The sequence below is a fragment of the Shinella sp. NM-101 genome (genome assembly GCF_021401195.1).
GTDB lineage: Bacteria > Pseudomonadota > Alphaproteobacteria > Rhizobiales > Rhizobiaceae > Shinella.
Genome location: NZ_JACBFT010000001.1, coordinates 692,824 through 714,341, shown reverse-complemented (window position 1 = coordinate 714,341; position 21,518 = coordinate 692,824). Strand labels below are relative to the sequence as shown.

Here is a 21,518-nt window from a genome sequence, read left to right as displayed (position 1 = left end):
CCTCGAACAGCTTGTGCGATTTTCCGAACAATGAGCCAGATTCCCCTTGCCGATCTCGATGCCTTCGTGGCCATAGCGCGGGTGCAGAGCTTTCGCGCGGCCGCCAAGCTGCGCGGCGTTTCCGCCTCCGCCCTCTCCGAGGCGATGCGCCGGCTGGAGGCGCGGCTGAACCTGCGCCTCTTCAACCGCACGACGCGCAGCGTGACGCTGACGGATGCCGGCGAGCGGCTTCTGGAACGGCTGGCGCCGGCGCTCGGGGAGGTCGAGGCGGCGATCGACGGCGTCAACAGCCTGCGCGACAGTCCCGTCGGCCGCCTGCGGCTCAACGTTCCGGGCATCGTCGCCCGCTTCGTGCTGCCGCCGATCGCCACGGCCTTCCTCAAGGCCTATCCGGGCATCACGCTGGAGGTCGCGTCGAACGACGCCCTCGTCGACGTGCTGGCCGAAGGCTTCGACGCCGGCATCCGCTACGAGGAGGCGCTGCACCAGGACATGATCGCCGTGCCGATCGGGCCGCGCCGCCAGCGCTATGTCGTCGCCGCCGCGCCCTCCTATATCGCCGAGCATGGCGTTCCCGAGCATCCGCGCGACCTGATGCAGCATCGCTGCATCCTCCATCGCTTCGCCAGCGGCCGGGTGCTACCCTGGGTGTTCGAGCGCGGCGAGGAGCGCATCTCCATCATGCCGCCAGCCTGCCTCGTCTCCGAGTCGAGCGAGGTGGAGCAGCATGCCGCGGCCGCCGGCCTCGGCATCCTGTGCACCTTCGAGGAATTCCTTGCGCCGAACCTCGCCTCGGGTGCGCTGCAGGTCGTCATGGCGGACTGGATCCAGACGTTTTCCGGCCCCTTCCTCTACTATCCGAGCCGCACGCTGATGCCCGCGCCGCTGCGCGCCTTCGTGGATTTCGTCAAGGCCAATCCCTGGCCCGATTGAGGCCCGGCATCAGGAAATCGTATCGGAACCATCAAAACTTTTGAGATGTTCACGGATTGTTTCGCTGGGAAAAGTGAAATAGAACTCGCCGCCTGACATTTTGCCCCCAATGCGGGCGCCGTTCATTTTTCGAGGTCAAATCCATGGTCGATGCCAGGTCCACCCGGCGCGGGCTCTTTCTCGTCTTCATGATCATGTTCCTCGACGTGATCGGCATCGCCATCATCATGCCGGTCCTGCCGACCTATCTGCGCGAGCTGACGGGCGACGACATCAGCCAGGCGGCCATCGACGGCGGCTGGCTGCTGCTCGTCTATGCCGGCATGCAGTTCCTGTTCGCGCCGCTCATCGGCAATCTTTCGGATCGCTTCGGCCGGCGGCCGGTGCTTTTGGCCTGCATCCTCACCTTCGCCATCGACAACCTCATCTGCGCGATGGCGGTAAGCTACTGGATGCTCTTCGTCGGGCGGGTGCTGGCGGGCATCAGCGGCGCGAGCTTCAGCACGGCGGCCGCCTATATCGCGGATGTGTCGAACGACGAGACGCGCTCGAAGAATTTCGGGCTTATGGGCATCGCCTTCGGCACCGGCTTCGTCATCGGGCCTGTCATCGGCGGGCTTCTCGGCGAGTTCGGGCCGCGCATTCCCTTCTACGGCGCGGCCGCGCTCGCCTTCCTCAATTTTATCGGCGCGTGGATCCTGCTGCCGGAGAGCCTGGCAGCGCACAATCGCCGCCCCTTCGAGCTTGCCCGCGCCAATCCGCTCGGCGCGCTCCTGCAGATGCGCAACTATCCCGGCGTGCTGTGGGTCGGCGTCGTCTTCCTCTGTTATGGCTTGGCGCATGCCGTCTATCCGGCGGTCTGGTCCTTCGTCGGCGCCTATCGCTACGGCTGGAGCGAGGGGCAGATCGGCCTGTCGCTCGGCATCTTCGGCATCGGCGGGGCGGTCGTCATGGGCTTCGTCCTGCCGCGCATCGTGCCGAGGCTCGGCGAATACCGCACGGCCGTCCTCGGCCTCGTCTTCTCGGTCGTCGGGCTTTCCGGCTATGCCGCGGCCTGGCAGGGCTGGATGATCTATGCCGTCATCGCGCTGACGGCGCTGGAGGCGCTTGCCGATCCGCCGCTGCGCTCCATCGCTTCCGCCCGCGTGCCGGCCTCGGCGCAGGGCGAGCTGCAAGGGGCGCTGACCAGCGTTTCCTCGATCACGACCATCATCGGGCCGCTGATCTTCACGCAGGTCTTCAGCCATTTCACCGCGCCGTCCGCGCCTGTCGCCTTTGCCGGCGCGCCGTTCGCGGTGGCGGCGCTCATCCTCCTCGTGGGCCTCGCGATCTTCCTCGTCAAGCTGAAGGGGGCCGGTGTCGGCCCGAGCGGGAATTTTGCGCCGGAAAGCGCCTGAAGCGCTTTCAAACGTGACATTTCGACGAAATTTTCGTCCGGAGACGGCCCCGGAGTGCCGTTTCCGCGCATTTTTGATGACGTTATCAAATCTATTCGATTGATCGCGACCGGAACTTGTGATCGGAAGCGAGGCGAAAGTGAGAACTATCATGCACATGGCACCGCATCGCGAGGACAACGGCTGGGGGCGGCATTTCCGGGCGACCCTGACGCTCGGCGTGCCGCTGATCGGCGCCCAGCTCGCCCAGCTCGGCATCCACACGACGGACGTGGTGATCCTCGGCCGGCTCGGCGCCGCGCATCTTGCGGCGATCGTGCTGTCCAGCCAGTTCTTCTTCACCATCTTCATCCTCGGCTCGGGCTTCGCCAATGCCGTCATGCCCATGGTGGCGCAGGCCTATGGCCGGGGCGACACGGTTTCCGTGCGCCGTTCCGTGCGCATGGGCATGTGGGTGGCGCTCTTCTATGCGGCGCTGATGATCCCGCTCTTCTACAATGCCGAGAGGATCCTGCTGTTTGCCGGCCAGAAGCCGGAGGTCGCCGCGCTCGCCGGCAGCTACCTGAAGATCGCGCAATGGGGCATCGGCCCGGCGCTGCTCTTCATGACGCTGCGCGGCCTCGTCAGTGCGCATGGCCGGGCCGGGATCGTGCTCTATGTCACGATCATCATCCTGACGGTGAACGCCTTCTTCGCCTATGCGCTGGTGCTCGGTCATTTCGGCCTTCCGGCCATGGGCATCGAGGGGGCGGCCATCGTCTCCGTCGGCGTCAACGTGCTGAGCTTCGTGCTGATCACCGCCTATATCCAGTCGCGCGCCGACATGCGCCGCTACGAACTCTTCGTCCGCTTCTGGCGGCCGGACTGGGGCGCGCTGCGCGAGGTGTTCCATCTCGGCCTGCCGATCGGCCTCACCATGCTGGCGGAAGTCAGCCTCTTCACCGGCGCTTCGCTGCTGATGGGCAATATCGGCACGCTGGAGCTTGCCGCCTACGGCATCGCGCTGCAGCTCGCGTCCGTCGCCTTCATGATCCCGCTCGGCCTTGCGCAGGCCGGCACGGTGCGCGTCGGCGTGGCGCATGGGCGCGGCGACCATCTCGGCGTCGTGCGGGCGGCCTGGGCGGTGCTCGTCATCGCGGCCGCCATCGCGGTCGGCGGCGGCGTGCTCTTCGCGCTCGTTCCGACACAGCTCGCCTCGATCTTCCTCGACAAGGCGGGCAAGGATTCGGCCGCGGTCCTCGCCATCGCCGGACCCTTCGTGGTGATCGCCGGTATCTTCCAGCTCGTCGACGGCCTGCAGGCCATCGCCGCCGGCCTGCTGCGCGGCCTTAAGGACACGCGCATCCCGATGGTCCTTGCGCTGATCTCCTACTGGCCGATCGGCTTCCTCGCCGCCTGGTTCTTCGCCTTCCCGGCAGGGTTCGGCGGCATCGGCGTCTGGTTCGGCTTCCTCGCCGGCCTCTCCGCCGCCTCCATCCTGCTCAACTGGCGCTTCTACCGGCTGTTACGGGAGCGGACCTGATGGGCGGGGCAGGCCGGCTTCTGGCGGAAATCCGTGCGCTGGAGGAACGGCTGCACCGCCCCGAGGTCCGCCGGTCGCGGCAGGCGCTGGAGGCGTTGCTGGCGGAGGATTTCGTCGAGTTCGGCAGCTCCGGCACGGTCTATCGCCGTGCGCAGATCATCGAACTGATGGCGCAGGAAGAACCCGCGGATGTCAGTCTCCATGCTTTCGACTACGCCCTCACGCAGCTTGGCGCCGATGCGGTCCTGCTTACCTACCGCACCAGCCGCAGCACCGGCGCGGAGCGTGCACGGCACGTTCTGCGCAGTTCCATCTGGACCCGCACCGCGGCGGGCTGGCGGATGACGTTCCACCAGGGAACCGTCACGCATTCCTAGAGCATTTCCGCTTTTCTTCGAATCGCGAAAATGCCCTATCCTTTTGTTTCTACGCAATTCCGGATGCAAAACCGCTGCGCACTTTTGCTGGAATTGCTCTAGCCTCAAACGAGAAAGACCCGCCATTCGGCGGGTCTTTCTCGTTTTTTCGTCCTGCGGGTGACGCTTACGCGCGTTCCGGGATGGCTTCCTCGCCCTTCTTCTCGCGCACCAGGTTGATGAAGCGGCGGAAGAGGTAGTGGCTGTCCTGCGGGCCGGGGGAGGCTTCCGGGTGGTGCTGCACGGAGAAGACCGGCTTGCCGACAAGGCGCAGGCCGCAATTCGTGCCGTCGAACAGGGAAACGTGGGTCTCCTCGACGCCGTCGGGCAGGGACGACGAGGCGACGGCGAAGCCGTGGTTCATCGAGACGATCTCGACCTTGCCGGTCGTGTGGTCCTTCACCGGATGGTTCGCGCCGTGGTGGCCCTGGTGCATCTTCTCGGTCGTCGCGCCGACGGCAAGGCCGAGCATCTGGTGGCCGAGGCAGATGCCGAAGACCGGAATGCCCGTGTCGATCAGCGTCTTGATGACAGGCACGGCATATTCGCCGGTCGCCGCCGGATCGCCCGGGCCGTTGGACAGGAAGATGCCGTCCGGCTTCAGCGCCAGCACGTCCTCGGCGCTGGAGGTGGCCGGCATGACCGTGACCTTGCAGCCGAGGCCCGCGAAGAGGCGCAGGATGTTGCGCTTCACGCCGTAGTCGAGCGCGACGATGTGATACGTCACGTCGCCGTCCGCGAGGCCTTCGTAGCCCTCGTTCCACACCCAGGGCTTCTCGCTCCAGCGCGAGGACTGGCCGGAGGAGGCGACCTTGGCGAGGTCGAGGCCGACGAGGCCGCTCCAGGCCCTGGCTTCCGCCTTCAGCGTGTCGATGTCGAAGACGCCGTTCGGGTCGTGGGCGATCACCGCGTTCGGCGCGCCGTTCTCGCGGATCCAGGCGGTCAGCGCGCGCGTGTCGATGCCGGAAAGGCCGATGATGCCGCGGGCCTTCAGCCAGGCGTCGAGATGCCTTGCCGAGCGGTAGTTCGACGGGTCGGTGATGTCGGCCTTGAAGATCGTGCCGACCGCGCCGTGGCGGGCGGCCGGCGTCAGGTCCTCGATGTCCTCGTCATTGGCGCCGATATTGCCGATATGCGGGAAGGTGAAGGTGACGATCTGGCCGAGATAGGAGGGGTCGGTCAGGATTTCCTGGTAGCCCGTCAGCGCGGTGTTGAAGCAGACTTCCGCCGTCACCTTGCCGGTGGCGCCGATGCCCTTGCCTTCGATCACGGTGCCGTCGGCAAGGACGAGGAGGGCGGTGGGCTTTTCGGAGGTCCATGCGGGGGTCGAGGTCATGAGTATCCCGTTTCCGGCACCGGGCGCCGGCTTGAAGGCCGGGAGCTTGGGCACCATTTAAGATCGCAGGCAAAGGCGCGCGGAAACCCGCGTTGGTTCGCCCTGATTGCCGATTTTCGTGCAGGTGCCGGAAAATAGACAAAGCAGGGGGCGGGGTCAACCGTTGCCTGTGGATTGTGCGGAATTATAAAGCGTTTGAAATCAATCGCTTGCGTAATCCGTTTGCGGGCACGCCCTCCGCCGGTCTATGAGCATGCACAATCGAACGACGATCGAGGTCAAGCCACGCATCCCGCGTCAGGCCACCTCGCATGGAGAAAATGATGCGCGAGACCATCGCAAACGCCCTCAAGGATGCCATCAAGGCCAAGGACGCCTGCCGTGTCTCCACGCTGCGCCTGATCCAGGCCACGCTGAAGGACCGCGACATCGCCAATCGCGGTGCCGGCAAGGGTCCCGTGGAAACCGACGAGCTGCTGCAGATCCTCGCCAAGATGATCAAGCAGCGCGAGGAATCCGCCAAGATCTTCGCCGAGAACGGCCGCCCGGAACTCGCCGCCCAGGAGCGCGAGGAAATCAAGGTCATCGAGGGCTTCCTGCCGGAGCAGATCCCCGAGGACAGGATGAAGGACCTCATCGCCGCGGCCATCGCCGAGATCGGCGCACAGGGCCTGCGCGACATGGGCAAGGTCATGGCCGTGCTCAAGGAGCGCTACCCCGGCCAGATGGACTTCGCCAAGGCTTCCGGCGTGGTGAAGGACCTGCTGAAGTAAATTGCGGTCCTCTCGCAATATGAAGGCGGCCGATGGCCGCCTTCATATTGTTGACAAACCTCCTCACCCGCCGCCGTCATCCTCGGCCTTGTGCCGAGGATCTGCCAACGCATCGAAAGATCGGGACGTTGCGGATGCTCGGGACAGGCCCGAGCATGACGGAAGAGGGGTTCCCCCTTTGTCAGCAGCCTGAAGGCGGCCGATGGCCGCCTTTTTCGTTTCCCGCCTGTGGCTTGCAGGAACCAAAAGGAAGGAGCAAAGTTGAGCTCGCAGCAATAGGAGCGTGACGATGCGTCGTCGAACGTCACCGCCCGCCCCGGCGAAGTGCATGTGGTGCCGCCGGATTGTCTAGCGTCGAGGTTCCCGGTGGCCGTTCCACGAAACGGTGGCCGAACCCATGCGTGCGACGTTTCTTCTTTTCCTCGCAGCCGTCGTCCTTGCCGGGCCGGCCCTCGCACACGATGCGCCGGGCGGCTGGCAGTACGAGCAATATTGTTGCAACGGCAGCAGCCACAACGGCGACTGCCAGATGATCCCGGCGACCGCCGTGCGCATCGTCCACGGGGACTATCAGGTGACGCTGGCGCCGGGCGACCATCGCCTCGCCACCCGCCGCCATATCTTCCTCCTGCCGCAGGGCACAGCCCGCCGCTCGCAGGATGGCGAGTACCATCTCTGCCTCTACCCGACCGAGGACACGCCCCGCTGCTTCTACGCGTCCGACATGGGATTTTGAGCCTGAGCCTGTGAATTGCCGTGGCGCCGGGCGGTAATGCTGGCGGTGGGGCCCGCGCATGGTTATATGGACCTCGATCGAGGTACCCATGCGCTTTTCCAATGCCTTCCTAGACGAGATTCGCGACCGCGTCCCCATCTCGGACGTGATCGGCCGACGCGTGACCTGGGATCGCAGGAAGACCAATGTCTCGCGCGGGGATTACTGGGCCTGCTGCCCGTTCCATGGCGAGAAATCGCCGTCCTTCCACTGCGAGGACCGCAAGGGCCGCTACCATTGCTTCGGCTGCGGCGTCTCGGGCGATCACTTCCGCTTCCTCACCGATCTCGACGGCCTGTCCTTCCCCGAGGCGGTGCAGCAGATCGCCGATCTCGCGGGCGTCGCCATGCCCCAGCCGGACCCGCAGGCCGAGCAGCGCGAGAAGGAGCGCATGGGCCTCGTCGAGGTCATGGAGATGGCGACCCGCTTCTTCGAGGACCAGCTCCAGACGCCGGCCGGGGCGAAGGCGCGCGCCTATCTGCGCGACCGCGGGCTGACCGGCCGCACCATCGAGACCTTCCGCCTCGGCTATGCGCCGGAGAGCCGCAACGCGCTGAAGGAGTTTCTGGCGGGCAAGGGCGTGCCGAAGGAGGCGATCGAGGCCTGCGGCCTCGTCGTGCACGGGCCGGAAATCCCCGTTTCCTACGACCGGTTCCGCGACCGCATCATGTTCCCCATCCTCTCGGTGCGGGAAAAGGTCATCGCCTTCGGCGGCCGCGCCATGTCGCCGGACGCGCCGGCGAAATACCTCAATTCCAACGAGACCGAGCTCTTCCACAAGGGAAGCGTGCTCTACAACCACGCCCGCGCCCGAAAAGGCGCGCAGGGGGCTGATGGGACGGGGACGATCATCGCCGTCGAAGGCTACATGGACGTGATCGCGCTCTACCAGGCGGGCATCGAGAACGCCGTCGCCCCGCTCGGCACGGCGCTCACCGAGAACCAGCTCGACCTGCTCTGGAAGATGACGCCGCAGCCGGTGCTCTGCTTCGACGGCGACGGGGCGGGCATCCGCGCGGCGAACCGGGCGGCCGACCTCGCGCTGCCCTTCATCAAGCCGGGCCGCACGGTGCGCTTTGCGCTGCTGCCGGACGGCAAGGACCCTGATGACCTCGTGCGCCACGAGGGCCGCGCGCCCTTCGACAAGGTGCTGGCGAACGCCCGCCCGCTCGCCGACATGATCTGGAACCGCGAGGTCCAGGGCTCGGCGCTGGACACGCCGGAAAGCCGCGCGGAACTCGAATCGCGCCTGCGCCAGATCACCGCGGGCATCGCCGACGAGGACGTGCGCCGCCACTACCAGCAGGACATGCGCGAGCGGCTGAACGCCTTCTTCCGCCCCGCCCAGCGACAGGGCGGCGGCGGCTTTTCCGGCAACCGGCAGGGCAGGGGTGGTGGTCGCGGCGGGCCGCAGGGCAATATGGTCCCCTCCGGCATTTCAGACCGGCTCGCCCGCTCGGCGCTTGTGCGCGGCGCGCAGGAGCTGCCGGCCCTGCGTGAAAGCGTGCTGGCGCTCACCGTCGTCAACCATCCGGGCCTTCTCTTCAGCGACTATGACGAGATCGCCATCATCGAATACGAGAACCGCGATCTCCAGCGCCTCTGGTCGGCCCTCATCGGCATTGCCGGCTCCGTCGGCGCACGGCTCGACCGCGCCCGGCTGGTCGAGGAGCTGGAAGCCGCCGGCTTCGACACCCTGCTCAGGGGCCTCGACCAGCAGATTCGCAATTCGCGCCTGTGGACCGCGACGGAAGACGCAGCGCCCGAGGATGCCCGCGAAGGCTATCTCCAGGCGCTCGCTCTCCACAAGCGCACCCGCGCGCTCCTCTGGCAGCGCCGCGAGCTTGAACGCGAACTCGCCGTCTCGACGGATGAGGGCGACGACGAGCGCGTGCCGCAGATCCTGCGCGCGCTTCAGGAGGTGCAGATGGAGACCGTCCGGATGGAGAACCAGGAAGCCATCATCGAAGGCTTCGGCGTGCTCTCCGGCCGGGTGAAGGGGCCGGCGGGGAAGTAGGTATGAGAAGAATGCCGCAGGCCGCATCGACTGGCGCGCAGCCCCGTCACAGGCGAACGGTCGCCGTAGTCTTGTTGTTGGCGATGGCATTTCTTCTGCCAGGCTGCAGACTGATCGGCCTCTATAACTGGTCCTGGAATCAAAAACTCGAACTCAGGGTGATGACGCCTGACGGCGAGGTAAGTGGAAGTGCCGTGATGCGAGCCTCGTACGGCTTCCGGCCTGAATGGTGGGGGTGGGGTGATCGTGGGCGCAGCATTATTGGCCACTCCGGCGAAGCGGCTTTTGTCGAGGTTGCTCCGGGCAGGTATCTCTTCGCGATAATGAGCCAAAACGACCCCGAGATGGCCTATGAGACATTTATCGGGCCGATCACGACGTCGCGCGAGGAGCGGATCGAGGGATTCGATCGTCTCTATCGCCTGCGGGAAACCCGCGCATTGCCGCGCGAACTCTATCCGACACTCGTGACTTTTCGGGATATCAACGATCCGGCAAGCGTCGAGGAGGTCGATCCTGACAATCTGGAGGCGACTTTCGGGCCGGGGTATCGATTAGCTTCAATAGAAATTGCAATCACGAGCAATCCGAAAACTGGCGGGAAAATAACCCGCATCATTCCCTGGATTAAGGAACATTACTCGAAACAGCTTGATGGAAATAGATATGAGACAATAAAATCGAAGAAACGATTTGCAAACTCCCTATCATCTGGCGTTTTCACTACAGAGCGTGAATGATGGGAGTAACCAAGGTTTTCTGGAATCACGCCGGCTAGTTTGCTGTACAAAAGAGCACCACTAGAATTTCGGGTCTCGATGCTGGCGGGCAGTGGTAGGAGAGTCCTTCGGATCGGCCCTTTCCGCTTGGCTTCGGCCTTCTAGCGTGGGCGCCACTATATCCCATGCGTCGTGAGTGCTCGCTTTTGGTCTGTACAGTTTTCTTGCAACCTGCCCTTGAAATTCGAACAAAACAAGAACATTGTGCGTGAAGGCGAAAGTCGGCGGTCGGGTGGTTGCCGATGGTCCCGTGCTTGGCCAGAATGGAGGGAGAAAGTGCAGGTCATGATTCAGGCAAATCCCTCCAGTCATCTCTCCGCCCTGTTCGATGCTGAGGTCGCCGATCCGCTCGACGTGCTCAAGCGCGTCTATGGCTACGACGCCTTCCGCGGCAAGCAGCAGGCGGTGGTGGAGCATGTGACGGCGGGAGGCGACGCCGTCGTGCTGTTTCCGACCGGGGCGGGCAAGTCGCTGTGCTTCCAGATCCCCGCGCTCTGCCGTCAGGGCGTCGGCATCGTCATATCGCCGCTGATCGCGCTGATGCGCGACCAGGTGGAGGCGCTGAAGCAGCTCGGTGTCAAGGCGGCGGCGCTCAATTCCTCGCTGACACGGGACGAGTTCTTCGCCGTGCGCGACGCCATGCGCAGCGGCGATCTCGACCTTCTCTATGTCACGCCCGAGCGCATCGTCACGGATGGCTTTGCCGATCTCGTGGCGGAGGCCCGCATCGCGCTCTTCGCCATCGACGAGGCGCATTGCGTCTCGCAATGGGGTCACGATTTCCGGCCGGAATACCGCACGCTCGGCCTGCTCGGCGAGCGTTATCCCGGCGTGCCGCGCATCGCGCTGACGGCGACGGCCGATCCGCATACGCGCGAGGACATCATCGAGCGCCTCGGGCTCGAGGATGCCGAGGTCTTCACCACCAGCTTCGACCGGCCGAATATCTCCTACGAGATCGCCGAGCGCGATCAGGCGCGCCAGCAGCTCCTGCGCTTCCTGTCGCGCCACGAGGGAGAGAGCGGCATCGTCTATTGCCTGTCGCGCGCCAAGGTGGAGGACACGGCCGCGTGGCTGAACACGCAGGGCATTCGCGCGCTGCCTTACCATGCCGGGTTCGACCGGACGGTGCGCGATGCCAACCAGGATGCTTTTCTCAAGGAAGAAAACCTCTGCCTCGTCGCCACCGTCGCCTTCGGCATGGGTATCGACAAGCCGGATGTGCGCTACGTCGCCCATCTCGACCTGCCGGGCTCGGTGGAGGCCTATTACCAGGAGACCGGGCGCGCGGGGCGCGACGGCCTGCCCTCCGAGGTCTGGATGGCCTATGGCATGGCCGACGTCGTGCAGCGGCGCAAGATGATAGACGAGGGCGGGGCGGCCGAGGATGTGAAGCGCATCGAGCGCGCCAAGCTGACGGCGCTGCTCGCCATCTGCGAGACGGCAAGCTGCCGGCGCAAGGCCATCCTCGCGCATTTCGGCGAGGCCCATCCCGGCCATTGCGGCAATTGCGACACCTGCCGCAACCCGGTCGAGACCTGGGACGGCACGGAGGCCGCGATCAAGGCGCTCGCGGCGGTCTATCGCACCGGCGAGCGGTTCGGCGCGGGGCATGTCATCGATGTGCTGATGGGCACGGTCAACGAGAAGACGGAGCGCTTCGGCCATACGGACATGCCGGTCTTCGGTGCCGGCAAGGATATCGCGCCGCGCATCTGGCAATCGATCTTCCGGCAATTGCTGGCCATGGGCCTCATCAGCGTCGACCATTCCGCCTATGGCGCGCTGAAGCTGGAGCCGGAGGCGCGCGCCGTCTTCCGCCATGAGCGGGAGGTGCTGTTCCGCAAGGACCGCCCGCAGACCGGGCGCAAGGCGAGGGCTGGCGGCTCGCCCGCCGCCCGTGAGCGCGACAACCTTTCGGGTTCCGACCGGGAGCTTTTCGAGCTGCTGCGGGCCGAGCGCCTTGCCATCGCCAAGGACCTCGACGTGCCGCCCTATGTCGTCTTCCCGGATACAACGCTGATCGCGCTCGCGCGGGAACGACCGGCCGATCTCGAGGAGCTTCTCGACATTCCCGGCATCGGCGTTTCCAAGCGCGACCGCTTCGGCGAGGCGTTCCTTGCGGTCATCGAGGACTTTGCGGGCTAGTTTTTTGGAAGCCCCGTCGGAACGTTCGGTCCTCCGTCGTCCTTGTTGACGGTCAGCAGGAGGACGTTCCGATGAAAGTCACGCAGCATCTCTGGTTCGAGAAGGACATGGAGGCGGCCATCGGCTTCTATGCCTCGCTCATTCCCGGCTCTTCCGTCCACTGGGTCACGCCTATCATGGCCGATACGCCGAGCGGGCCGGCCGGCAGCGTGAAGAGCGCGAGCTTCACGCTCGGCGACCAGCGCTACATGGCCATCGAGGCCGGGCCGCTCGATCCCTTCAACCACAGCTTCTCCATCGTGGTGGAGTGCGAGACGCAGGGCGACCTCGACCGGCTATGGAATGCGCTGCGGGAGGGCGGCTCGGTGGAGCAGTGCGGCTGGCTGAAGGACCGCTGGGGCCTTTCCTGGCAGATCGCGCCGACGCGGCTCGGCGAACTGATGAGCGATCCCGATCCGGACAAGGTGCGCCGCGTCACCGAGGCGATGCTGAAGATGGTCAAGCTCGACATCGCGCCGCTGGAGGCGGCTGCGGCGGGATAGGCGGGCGCTTGCCCCTCATCCCGCTGCCGCGACCTTCTCCCCGCAGGCGGGGAGAAGGGAGGGATGCCGAGGTTTCCCGGGTCCGCCGGCGTGAGAGGATCGGGAAGGCGTGGCTGCCTGATCCTTTCGGCATCGACCAGCGCACATCCATGCCTGCGGCAGGGCTGTCGCATATGGAATTCGGCATTGCTGCTTTTCCCTTCTCCCCAGCGGGGAGAAGGTGGCCCGAAGGGTCGGATGAGGGGGTATGTCGAATAAAGCTGGTGATTTTTCCTGCCTTCGGCGTTCCCCTCATCCGCCTGCCGGCACCTTCTCCCCGCTGGGGAGAAGGGAGATGGGGAAACGGCCTCCTTCAAAATCGATAGCCTCCCCGCAAGCAGTGAGAAGGGGCTGGCAATGACTGAGGAAACCGGCGCGGCAAATCCCCTTCGCCCCGTTTACGGGGAGAAGGTGGCCGGCAGGCCGGATGAGGGGCTTTTGCCTACATCCGCACCGTCATCCCACCATCCACCACCAGCACATGGCCGTTGACGAAGGAGGCGGCGTCGCTGGCGAGGAAGAGGGCGGCGCCGGCGATCTCGTCGGGACGCGCCCAGCGCTGGACGGGAATGCGCTGGCGCACGAAGGGCGTCAGCTCGTCGTCGGCGGCCATCGCGGCATTGGTTTCCGTCGCGAACCAGCCGGGGGCGATGGCGTTGCTGGTGATGCCGAAGGGGCCGTATTCCACCGCCATGCCACGCATCAGGCCGGTGAGGCCGTGCTTGGCGGCGGGATAGATGCCGTCGTTCGGCAGCGCGACATGGCCGTTGATCGAGGTGACCGAGATAAGGCGGCCATGGCCGTGCCGTTTCATGATCGCGGCCGCGTCGCGCGAGAGGCTGGCGGCGGCGGCAAGGTCGGTGAGGAGGAGCGCGTCGATGGCCGCATCCTCCATTTCGGAGAGCGGCCGGCGGTCGCGCGCGCCGACATTGTTGACCAGCACGTCCAGCCGCCCGTGCCGGCGCTCGATGTCGGCGAGGGTTTCGCGCTGGGCGGCGCGGTCGGCGATGTCGAAGGCGGCGGAGGAGGCGCTGCCGCCGGCAGCAGCGATTGCTTTCACCGCCTCGTCGAGCGCCGCGGCCGTCCGGCCCGTCAGCACGACATGCGCGCCGGCCTCGGCGAGGCCGCTGGCGATTTCGAAGCCGAGGCCGCGCCCGGCGCCGGTGACGAGGGCCACGCGGCCTTTCTGGGAAAACCTGTCCAATATCGTCATCGTCGCTTCCTTTCGTGGCGCCACCGGACAGAGGCGGAGCGCTTCTGTCAACCCCGGCAGGCGCGATGGCGGGGTTTGTCCTTTGCCGAAAAGGCGCTATGTCCGCGGCGGAAAGGATTTCGCCATGGCCCAGAACATCTACGACCAGCCCGCCTTCTTCGAGGGCTATTCCAGCCTTCCCCGCTCGGTCCACGGGCTTGCGGGCGCGGCGGAATGGGAATCGGTGCGCGCGCTGCTGCCCGATCTTGCGGGCCGGCGCGTCGTCGATCTCGGCTGCGGCTTCGGCTGGTTCGCGCGCCATGCCGCCTCGGAGGGGGCGAAAAGCGTGCTCGCCCTCGATCTTTCGGAAAACATGCTGGCGCGCGCGAAGGCGGAAACGCAATCGCCGGCCGTGCGCTACGAGACCGCCGATCTCGACCGGCTCGAATTGCCGGAGGGCGCCTTCGACTTCGCCTATTCCTCGCTCGCCTTCCATTATATCGCGGGTTTCGACCGGCTGGTGCGCACGATCCATGCGGCGCTGGTGCCGGGGTCGTCCTTCGTCTTCACCATCGAGCACCCGCTCTACATGGCCCCCTCGGTGCCCGACTGGGCGGAGGTCGACGGCCGCACGGTTTGGCCGGTGGATTTCTATCTCGTCGAGGGTCCGCGCACGACGGACTGGCTCGCCAAGGGCGTCGTCAAGCATCACCGCACCCTCGGCACGACGCTGAATGCGCTCATCGCCGCGGGCTTCGTCATCCGCCATGTCGAGGAGTGGAAGCCGAGCGAGGCGCAGCTTGTCGCGCATCCCGAATGGCAGGTGGAGCTCAACCGCCCGATGTTCCTGCTGATTGCCTGCGAGCGGCCCTGAAAACGGGACGACGGCCCTTTACGCCGGCTGCGGCTGCGCTAGAACTATGCCGTGGAGCCATTCGCCGGCGCTACGATAACAAGACAAGCCGGCGCTTATCCGGGGGGAAGCCGAGCCCATGAAGCAACCGACCTTGCCGCTTGACGGAGCCTGCCGTTGCGGGCGGGTGAAGATCCGTATCAGCGCGTCGCCTCTCCTGACCATGGCCTGCCATTGCACCGGCTGCCAGCGCATGTCGGCCAGCGCCTATTCGCTGAGCGCGGCGATTCCCTCGGAGGGCTTTGCCGTCACGGCGGGCGAGCCGGTCGTCGCCGGCGCCAGCCGCGAGGCGGGGCATCATTTCTGTCCCGATTGCATGACCTGGATGTTCACGCGGCCGGCGGGGATGGATTTCTTCGTCAATGTGCGGCCGACCATGCTCGACGATACCGGCTGGTTCCAGCCCTTCATCGAAACCTATACCAGCGAGAAGCTCGCCTTCGCCGCGACCGGCGCCGTGCACAGCTACGAGAAATTCCCGCCGATGGAGGACTACGAGACGCTCGTCGCCGCCTATGCGGCGCGCGCGGCTTGAGCTGCCGCCCTTCGATTCGACCGTCCCTTCCAGCCGTGAGTGCGTGCCCATGACTTCCGCCTTCATCGCCCATCTGCAATCCGAAATCGCCGGTCTGAAGTCCGCCGGCCTCTACAAGTCCGAGCGCGTCATCGCCTCCAAGCAGGCGGGCGAGATCACCGTGACCTCGGGTGAGCGCGTGCTGAACTTCTGCGCCAACAACTATCTCGGCCTTGCCGACAACGAGGAACTCGCCGAGGCCGGCAAGAAGGCGCTCGACCGCTACGGCTACGGCATGGCCTCCGTGCGCTTCATCTGCGGCACGCAGGAGGAGCACAAGCAACTGGAGGCGCGCATCTCCGCCTTCCTCGGGCTGGAGGACACGATCCTCTATTCTTCCTGCTTCGATGCCAATGGCGGCCTGTTCGAGACGCTGCTTTCCGAGGAGGACGCCATCATCTCCGATGCGTTGAATCATGCCTCGATCATCGACGGCGTGCGGCTCTCCAAGGCGAAGCGCTTCCGCTATGCCAACAACGACATGGCTGCACTGGAAGAAGAACTGAAGAAGGCGGAAGGCAGCCGCTTCAAGATGATCGCGACGGACGGCGTCTTCTCGATGGACGGCATCATCGCCAATCTTGAGGGCGTCTGCGACCTTGCGGAAAAATACGGCGCGATGGTCATGGTGGACGACAGCCATGCCGTCGGTTTCGTCGGCAGGCATGGGCGTGGCTCGGCGGAGCATTGCGGCGTGGAAGGCCGGGTCGATATCATCACCGGCACGCTTGGCAAGGCGCTCGGCGGCGCTTCGGGCGGCTATACGTCGGGCAGGCGCGAGGTGATCGAATGGCTGCGCCAGCGCTCGCGGCCCTATCTCTTCTCCAATACGCTCGCCCCGGTCATCGCGGCCGCCTCGCTGAAGGTCTTCGACCTCATCGACAATGGCGATGCACTCAGGAAACGGCTCTATGCCAATGCCGATCTCTTCCGCGCGGAGATGACGAAGCTCGGCTTCACGCTTGCGGGCGAGGGGCATCCGATCATCCCCGTCATGCTGGGCGATGCGAGCCTTGCGCAGGAGATGGCGAGCCGCATGCTGGAAAAGGGCGTCTATGTCATCGGCTTCTCCTTCCCCGTCGTGCCGCGCGGGCAGGCGCGCATCCGCACCCAGATGTCGGCGGCGCACAGCGAGGCGGATGTTCGCAAGGCGATTGACGTCTTCGCCGAGGTCGGACGCGAACTGGGCGTCATTTGAAGAGTCTTCTGAATCCCTTGCGGAGATTTCGTCATGTCGAACATGATGCGTGCGCTGGTTAAAGCGAAACCTGAAATCGGCCTCTGGATGGAGACCGTGCCGGTGCCGGAGGTCGGCCCGAACGACGTGCTGATCCGGGTCAGGAAGTCGGCCATCTGCGGCACGGACGTGCATATCTGGAACTGGGACCACTGGGCGCAGAAGACCATTCCGGTGCCGATGGTCGTCGGCCACGAATTCGTCGGCGAGATCGCCGAGATCGGCTCTTCCGTCACCAAGTACCATGTCGGCGAAAGGGTGTCGGGCGAGGGGCATATCGTCTGCGGCAAGTGCCGCAACTGCCGCGCCGGGCGCGGGCATCTCTGCCATTATACCAAGGGTGTCGGCGTCAACCGGCCGGGCTCCTTCGGCGAGTTCGTGTGCATTCCCGAGCACAATGTCGTGCCGATCCCGGACGACGTGCCGGACGAGGTGGCGGCGATCTTCGACCCCTTCGGCAATGCCGTGCACACGGCGCTCTCCTTCGACCTCGTCGGCGAGGACGTGCTCGTCACCGGCGCGGGGCCGATCGGCATCATGGGGGCGATGGTGGCGAAGCGCTCCGGCGCGCGCAAGGTCGTCATCACCGACATCAACCCCGTCCGTCTCGACCTTGCCCGCAAGGTCGGCATCGACCATGTGGTCGACGCCTCGAAGGAGGACCTCGCCACCGTCATGACGGAGATCGGCATGACGGAAGGCTTCGACGTCGGCCTCGAAATGTCCGGCGCGCCGCCGGCCTTCCGCTCGATGATCGACACGATGAACAATGGCGGCAAGATCGCCATCCTCGGCATCGCGCCTGATGGATTCGGCATCGACTGGAACAAGGTGATCTTCAAGATGCTGACGCTGAAGGGCATCTACGGGCGCGAGATGTTCGAGACCTGGTACAAGATGATCGCCTTCGTGCAGGGCGGGCTCGACCTTTCGCCGATCATCACCCACCGCATCAAGATCGACGACTTCCGGGACGGCTTCGAGGCGATGCGCTCGGGCAATTCCGGAAAGGTCGTCATGGACTGGTATTGATGCATGCCGCGCAAAAGTGTGCAGCGGTTTTGCGGCAACGGCATGCGTCTGAACAAAAGGAGGACTGCGTATGAAGTACGAGGGAAGCTGTCATTGCGGCAATGTCGCCTTCGAGGTGGAGGGCGAGTTCACCTCCGCGCTCGACTGCAACTGTTCCCTGTGCCGGCGGCGCGGCGGGCTGCTGGCCTTCGTGCCGCGCGAGAACCTGCGGCTGACGGTGCCGGAGGAGAACGTCTCGACCTACACGTTCAACCGCCATGTCATAAAGCATCATTTCTGCGCCAGTTGCGGCATCGCGCCCTATGGCGAGGGGAGCGATCCGAAGGGCAACAGGATGGCGGCGGTGAACCTGCGCTGCATCCCCGCGGTCGATCTTGAAACATTGACGATCGACAAGGTGGACGGGCGCTCGTTCTGAGGCGGGTGATTCGGGTGAGAGGCGCCGGGCGCGTGCCCTTGTCTTTCCGGGATTTGCCCCTACATGAGGCTCAATCGCCCGGATCCGCCGACTTTCACGTCCGCGAACCCGAATCGGAACCTTTTCCGCCTTTTTTGCCGGAAAAGCTTGACGTAACCGAAAATTCTGGGAATCACCATGGTTGGCTGAGAAGGAATGGGTACGGCGGATCGGGAAGGCATGTCAATTATGTTGCTTCGGCAACATTCCCACGATCCCGCGGGCCGGGGCGTGGTTAATCGGGATTTAATTGTCAATCCGTTAGGTCAGGGACGCTGATTCGCGTTTGCGCATGCCGAAGGGCGATCGGCTGCGGAACCCCGACCGCTTGGAAACTGATGCTCAGGAAAGCGACGAAATAATATGGCGACAAAGGTAAAAGAGAACGAGGAAGTCGAAAACGAACGCGAAGGCGCATCCGACGGCCCTCTTCTCGATCTTTCCGATGATGCCGTCAAGAAGATGATCAAGGCCGCCAAGAAGCGCGGCTATGTCACGATGGATGAGCTGAACTCCGTCCTGCCGTCCGAGGAAGTCACCTCGGAGCAGATCGAAGATACGATGGCCATGCTTTCGGACATGGGCATCAACGTCATCGAGGACGAGGACGCCGAAGAGGCGGCCCAGGGCGAGGACGAAGGCGGCGACGACGAGAACGAGAGCGAAGGCGGGGAGCTTGCCTCTTCCGGCGGCACCGCGCTTGCGACCGCCAAGAAGAAGGAACCGACGGACCGCACGGACGACCCGGTGCGCATGTACCTGCGCGAGATGGGCTCCGTCGAGCTCCTGTCGCGCGAGGGCGAGATCGCCATCGCCAAGCGCATCGAAGCCGGCCGCGAGACGATGATCGCCGGCCTCTGTGAGAGCCCGCTGACGTTCCAGGCCATCATCATCTGGCGGGATGAACTCAACGAAGGCCAGACGCTGCTGCGCGAGATCATCGATCTCGAGACCACCTATTCCGGTCCCGAGGCTAAGGCTGCCCCGCAGTTCCAGAGCCCGGAAAAGATCGAGGCCGACCGCAAGGCGGCCGAGGAGAAGGAAAAGAACCGCAAGCCCCGTGCGGCCAACGACGACGACATCACCAATGTCGGCGGCGAGGGCCTGCCGCCGGAGGAGGAGGAAGAGGACGACGACGAGTCGAACCTCTCGCTCGCCGCCATGGAAGCGGAACTGCGCCCGCAGGTCATGGAGACGCTCGACACCATCGCCGAGACCTACAAGAAGCTGCGCAAGCTGCAGGACCAGCAGGTGGAAGCCCGCCTGCAGGCGACCGGCACCCTCTCGCCCGCCCAGGAGCGCCGCTACAAGGAGCTCAAGGACGAGCTGATCACGGCCGTCAAGTCGCTGTCGCTCAACCAGAACCGCGTCGACAGCCTCGTCGAGCAGCTCTACGACATCAACAAGCGCCTCGTGCAGAACGAGGGCCGCCTGTTGCGCCTTGCCGAGAGCTACGGCGTCAAGCGCGACTCGTTCCTCGAGCAGTACAACGGTGCGGAGCTCGATCCGAACTGGATGAAGTCGATCGCCAACCTTGCGGCCCGCGGCTGGAAGGAATTCGCCAAGAGCGAGAACACGACGATCCGCGACATCCGCCAGGAGATCCAGAATCTGGCCACCGAGACCGGCATCTCCATCTCGGAGTTCCGCCGCATCGTGCATATGGTGCAGAAGGGCGAGCGCGAGGCGCGCATCGCCAAGAAGGAGATGGTGGAAGCCAATCTCCGTCTCGTGATCTCGATTGCCAAGAAGTACACGAACCGCGGCCTACAGTTCCTCGACCTCATCCAGGAAGGCAATATCGGCCTGATGAAGGCGGTCGACAAGTTCGAGTATCGCCGCGGCTACAAGTTCTCCACCTACGCGACGTGGTGGATCCGGCAGGCGATCACCCGCTCGATCGCCGACCAGGCCCGCACGATCCGCATTCCGGTGCACATGATCGAGACGATCAACAAGATCGTCCGCACCTCGCGCCAGATGCTGCACGAGATCGGCCGCGAGCCGACGCCGGAGGAGCTGGCCGAAAAGCTCGCCATGCCGCTCGAGAAGGTCCGCAAGGTCCTGAAGATCGCCAAGGAGCCGATCTCGCTGGAAACGCCGGTCGGTGATGAAGAAGACAGCCACCTCGGCGATTTCATCGAGGACAAGAACGCGCTGCTGCCGATCGACGCCGCCATCCAGGCGAACCTGCGCGAGACGACGACCCGCGTTCTCGCCTCGCTGACGCCGCGCGAGGAGCGCGTCCTGCGCATGCGCTTCGGCATCGGCATGAACACGGACCACACGCTGGAGGAAGTCGGCCAGCAGTTCTCGGTCACCCGCGAACGTATCCGCCAGATCGAGGCGAAGGCGCTGCGCAAGCTCAAGCACCCGAGCCGCAGCCGCAAGCTGCGCTCGTTCCTCGACAGCTGAGGCGGCGAAGAGACGGAAAAAGCCCCGCGAAACCGAAAGGTCGCGGGGCTTTTTGTTTGTTGGAGCGCGCTTTCCCAATCCACTGTCGTCATCCTCGGCCTCGTGCCGAGGATCTGCCAGCATATCGGAAAATGAGACGTTGCGGATACTCTGGACAAGTCCGAGCATGACGGTGGAGGGGATGTGCCGGTAGCGGACAAGGCTTCGCGGTTGGAAAACTGCCGCAGCCCCCTACCACCCACCGCAGCTCTGCAATTGCCGCGCATAGTTGCCGGCCATGGTCGTCGCCCGCTTGGCGCCCGCCCTTGCCGTCGCGCTCCAGTTGCCGCGCTGGTAGCCGGTGTGGCCGTGGTAATAGGCGATGTAGAGCCGGTAGGTATCGTTGAGGGCGATGCCGTTCCGGCGGTTGCTCTCCGTGTGATACCAGCCGATGAAGCGGATCGCGTCGCGGAAATCGGTGCGGCTTGCCGACCAGCGGCCGGTCTCGCGCTTGTAGCGCGCCCAGGTGCCGTCGAGCGCCTGCGAGAAGCCGAGCGCCGTCGACTGGCGCTTCCAGGGAATGAAGCCGAAGAGCTTGGTGCGCGGCGGGCGGGCGTTGTGCCGGAAGCCGGACTCCGCATAGACCGTCGCCATCAGCACGGGGACGGGAACGCCGTATTCGCGCTCCACGCTATAGGCGGCTTTCCGCCAGTTATCGAAGTAGCCGTCGCGCTGCTCGAAGATGGCGCAGGCATTCTGCGTCTGTCGGGGGACGGACGCACATCCGGCGAGCAGCAGGAGGACGACGATCAATACGCAACGCATCGTGGATCCTCAAAATTTCCGGATGTTTATAAATGGTAAATCTTAACAATCCGTTTTGATTCAATTGCAGCGCATCCCTCGGAAGGATGCGTCCAAACCGCCCGGTAAAGGTGCAATTGCATTATTTTGTTGCGCTTTTTGCCCTGCCGGCCTAATCAATCCACAGCACGCCGGGCCTTCGCGCACGATTGTTCCGGAGCGTGAAAGTACCCCCGTC

At 64.8% G+C, this 21,518-nt stretch carries 19 protein-coding genes; 16 read left to right on the top strand and 3 right to left on the bottom strand.

The window, feature by feature from the left end; all coding sequences use genetic code 11:
* Window positions 1-30: 30 nt before the first annotated feature.
* From L0976_RS03395 to L0976_RS03380, 4 genes are all read left to right on the top strand, one after another.
* Window positions 31-933 (top strand): LysR family transcriptional regulator, encoded by a 903-nt coding sequence (locus tag L0976_RS03395; RefSeq protein ID WP_203319488.1) that lies wholly within the window; start codon window positions 31-33, stop codon window positions 931-933.
* Between the two features lie 143 nt (window positions 934-1,076).
* Window positions 1,077-2,330 (top strand): TCR/Tet family MFS transporter, encoded by a 1,254-nt coding sequence (locus L0976_RS03390; protein ID WP_234186098.1) that lies wholly within the window; start codon window positions 1,077-1,079, stop codon window positions 2,328-2,330.
* A gap of 151 nt (window positions 2,331-2,481) precedes the next feature.
* Window positions 2,482-3,852, top strand: coding sequence for an MATE family efflux transporter (locus L0976_RS03385; RefSeq protein ID WP_234186097.1), 1,371 nt, complete (start codon window positions 2,482-2,484; stop codon window positions 3,850-3,852).
* Complete coding sequence (locus L0976_RS03380) at window positions 3,852-4,229, top strand: DUF4440 domain-containing protein (protein ID WP_234186096.1); 378 nt, start codon at window positions 3,852-3,854, stop codon at window positions 4,227-4,229. The genes L0976_RS03385 and L0976_RS03380 overlap by 1 nt, the downstream gene beginning before the upstream one ends.
* Window positions 4,230-4,395: 166 nt before the next feature.
* On the opposite strand, the gene carA is transcribed toward L0976_RS03380, so the two are convergent.
* Window positions 4,396-5,604, bottom strand: a complete 1,209-nt coding sequence (gene carA / locus L0976_RS03375; protein WP_234186095.1) for a glutamine-hydrolyzing carbamoyl-phosphate synthase small subunit — start codon at window positions 5,602-5,604, stop codon at window positions 4,396-4,398.
* 323 nt (window positions 5,605-5,927) lie between these two features.
* On the opposite strand from carA, the gene L0976_RS03370 reads away from it, so the two are divergent.
* The 6 genes from L0976_RS03370 (at window position 5,928) to L0976_RS03345 (ending at window position 12,638) form a co-directional block, all read left to right on the top strand.
* Window positions 5,928-6,377, top strand: a complete 450-nt coding sequence (locus L0976_RS03370; RefSeq protein ID WP_203319776.1) for a GatB/YqeY domain-containing protein — start codon at window positions 5,928-5,930, stop codon at window positions 6,375-6,377.
* Between the two features lie 397 nt (window positions 6,378-6,774).
* Window positions 6,775-7,113, top strand: coding sequence for a hypothetical protein (locus tag L0976_RS03365; RefSeq protein ID WP_234186094.1), 339 nt, complete (start codon window positions 6,775-6,777; stop codon window positions 7,111-7,113).
* Between the two features lie 88 nt (window positions 7,114-7,201).
* Window positions 7,202-9,169: a DNA primase gene (gene dnaG / locus L0976_RS03360; protein ID WP_234186209.1), complete on the top strand. Its 1,968-nt coding sequence runs from the start codon at window positions 7,202-7,204 to the stop codon at window positions 9,167-9,169.
* A gap of 2 nt (window positions 9,170-9,171) precedes the next feature.
* Entirely contained in the window at window positions 9,172-9,909 is a 738-nt protein-coding gene (locus L0976_RS03355; RefSeq protein ID WP_234186092.1) for a hypothetical protein, read from the top strand.
* 324 nt (window positions 9,910-10,233) lie between these two features.
* On the top strand, window positions 10,234-12,096 hold the full coding sequence (gene recQ / locus L0976_RS03350) for a DNA helicase RecQ (RefSeq protein WP_234186091.1): 1,863 nt from the start codon (window positions 10,234-10,236) through the stop codon (window positions 12,094-12,096).
* A gap of 71 nt (window positions 12,097-12,167) precedes the next feature.
* A complete protein-coding gene (locus tag L0976_RS03345) occupies window positions 12,168-12,638 on the top strand; it encodes a VOC family protein (RefSeq protein ID WP_234186090.1) in 471 nt (156 codons plus the stop codon).
* Between the two features lie 481 nt (window positions 12,639-13,119).
* On the opposite strand, the gene L0976_RS03340 is transcribed toward L0976_RS03345, so the two are convergent.
* A complete protein-coding gene (locus tag L0976_RS03340) occupies window positions 13,120-13,890 on the bottom strand; it encodes an SDR family oxidoreductase (protein WP_234186089.1) in 771 nt (256 codons plus the stop codon).
* A gap of 124 nt (window positions 13,891-14,014) precedes the next feature.
* Here L0976_RS03340 and L0976_RS03335 point away from each other — a divergent pair, with 124 nt between their 5' ends.
* The 6 genes from L0976_RS03335 (at window position 14,015) to rpoD (ending at window position 20,497) form a co-directional block, all read left to right on the top strand.
* On the top strand, window positions 14,015-14,743 hold the full coding sequence (locus L0976_RS03335) for a bifunctional 2-polyprenyl-6-hydroxyphenol methylase/3-demethylubiquinol 3-O-methyltransferase UbiG (protein ID WP_234186087.1): 729 nt from the start codon (window positions 14,015-14,017) through the stop codon (window positions 14,741-14,743).
* 118 nt (window positions 14,744-14,861) lie between these two features.
* The gene (locus tag L0976_RS03330) at window positions 14,862-15,317 is read left to right on the top strand and encodes a GFA family protein (protein ID WP_234186086.1); all 456 of its coding nucleotides are present in this window, start codon (window positions 14,862-14,864) and stop codon (window positions 15,315-15,317) included.
* Between the two features lie 49 nt (window positions 15,318-15,366).
* Window positions 15,367-16,554 carry a glycine C-acetyltransferase gene (locus tag L0976_RS03325; RefSeq protein ID WP_234186085.1) on the top strand — a complete coding sequence of 396 codons (1,188 nt, stop codon included), beginning with the start codon at window positions 15,367-15,369 and terminating at the stop codon, window positions 16,552-16,554.
* A 33-nt stretch (window positions 16,555-16,587) separates the two neighbouring features.
* Window positions 16,588-17,625, top strand: coding sequence for an L-threonine 3-dehydrogenase (gene tdh, locus L0976_RS03320; protein WP_234186084.1), 1,038 nt, complete (start codon window positions 16,588-16,590; stop codon window positions 17,623-17,625).
* 70 nt (window positions 17,626-17,695) lie between these two features.
* Window positions 17,696-18,043 carry a GFA family protein gene (locus L0976_RS03315; RefSeq protein ID WP_234186083.1) on the top strand — a complete coding sequence of 116 codons (348 nt, stop codon included), beginning with the start codon at window positions 17,696-17,698 and terminating at the stop codon, window positions 18,041-18,043.
* A 402-nt stretch (window positions 18,044-18,445) separates the two neighbouring features.
* Window positions 18,446-20,497, top strand: coding sequence for an RNA polymerase sigma factor RpoD (gene rpoD, locus L0976_RS03310; RefSeq protein WP_203319472.1), 2,052 nt, complete (start codon window positions 18,446-18,448; stop codon window positions 20,495-20,497).
* A 231-nt stretch (window positions 20,498-20,728) separates the two neighbouring features.
* Here the strand turns inward: rpoD and L0976_RS03305 are convergent, their stop codons facing one another.
* Window positions 20,729-21,301 carry a hypothetical protein gene (locus tag L0976_RS03305; protein WP_234186082.1) on the bottom strand — a complete coding sequence of 191 codons (573 nt, stop codon included), beginning with the start codon at window positions 21,299-21,301 and terminating at the stop codon, window positions 20,729-20,731.
* Between the last annotated feature and the right edge of the window lie 217 nt (window positions 21,302-21,518).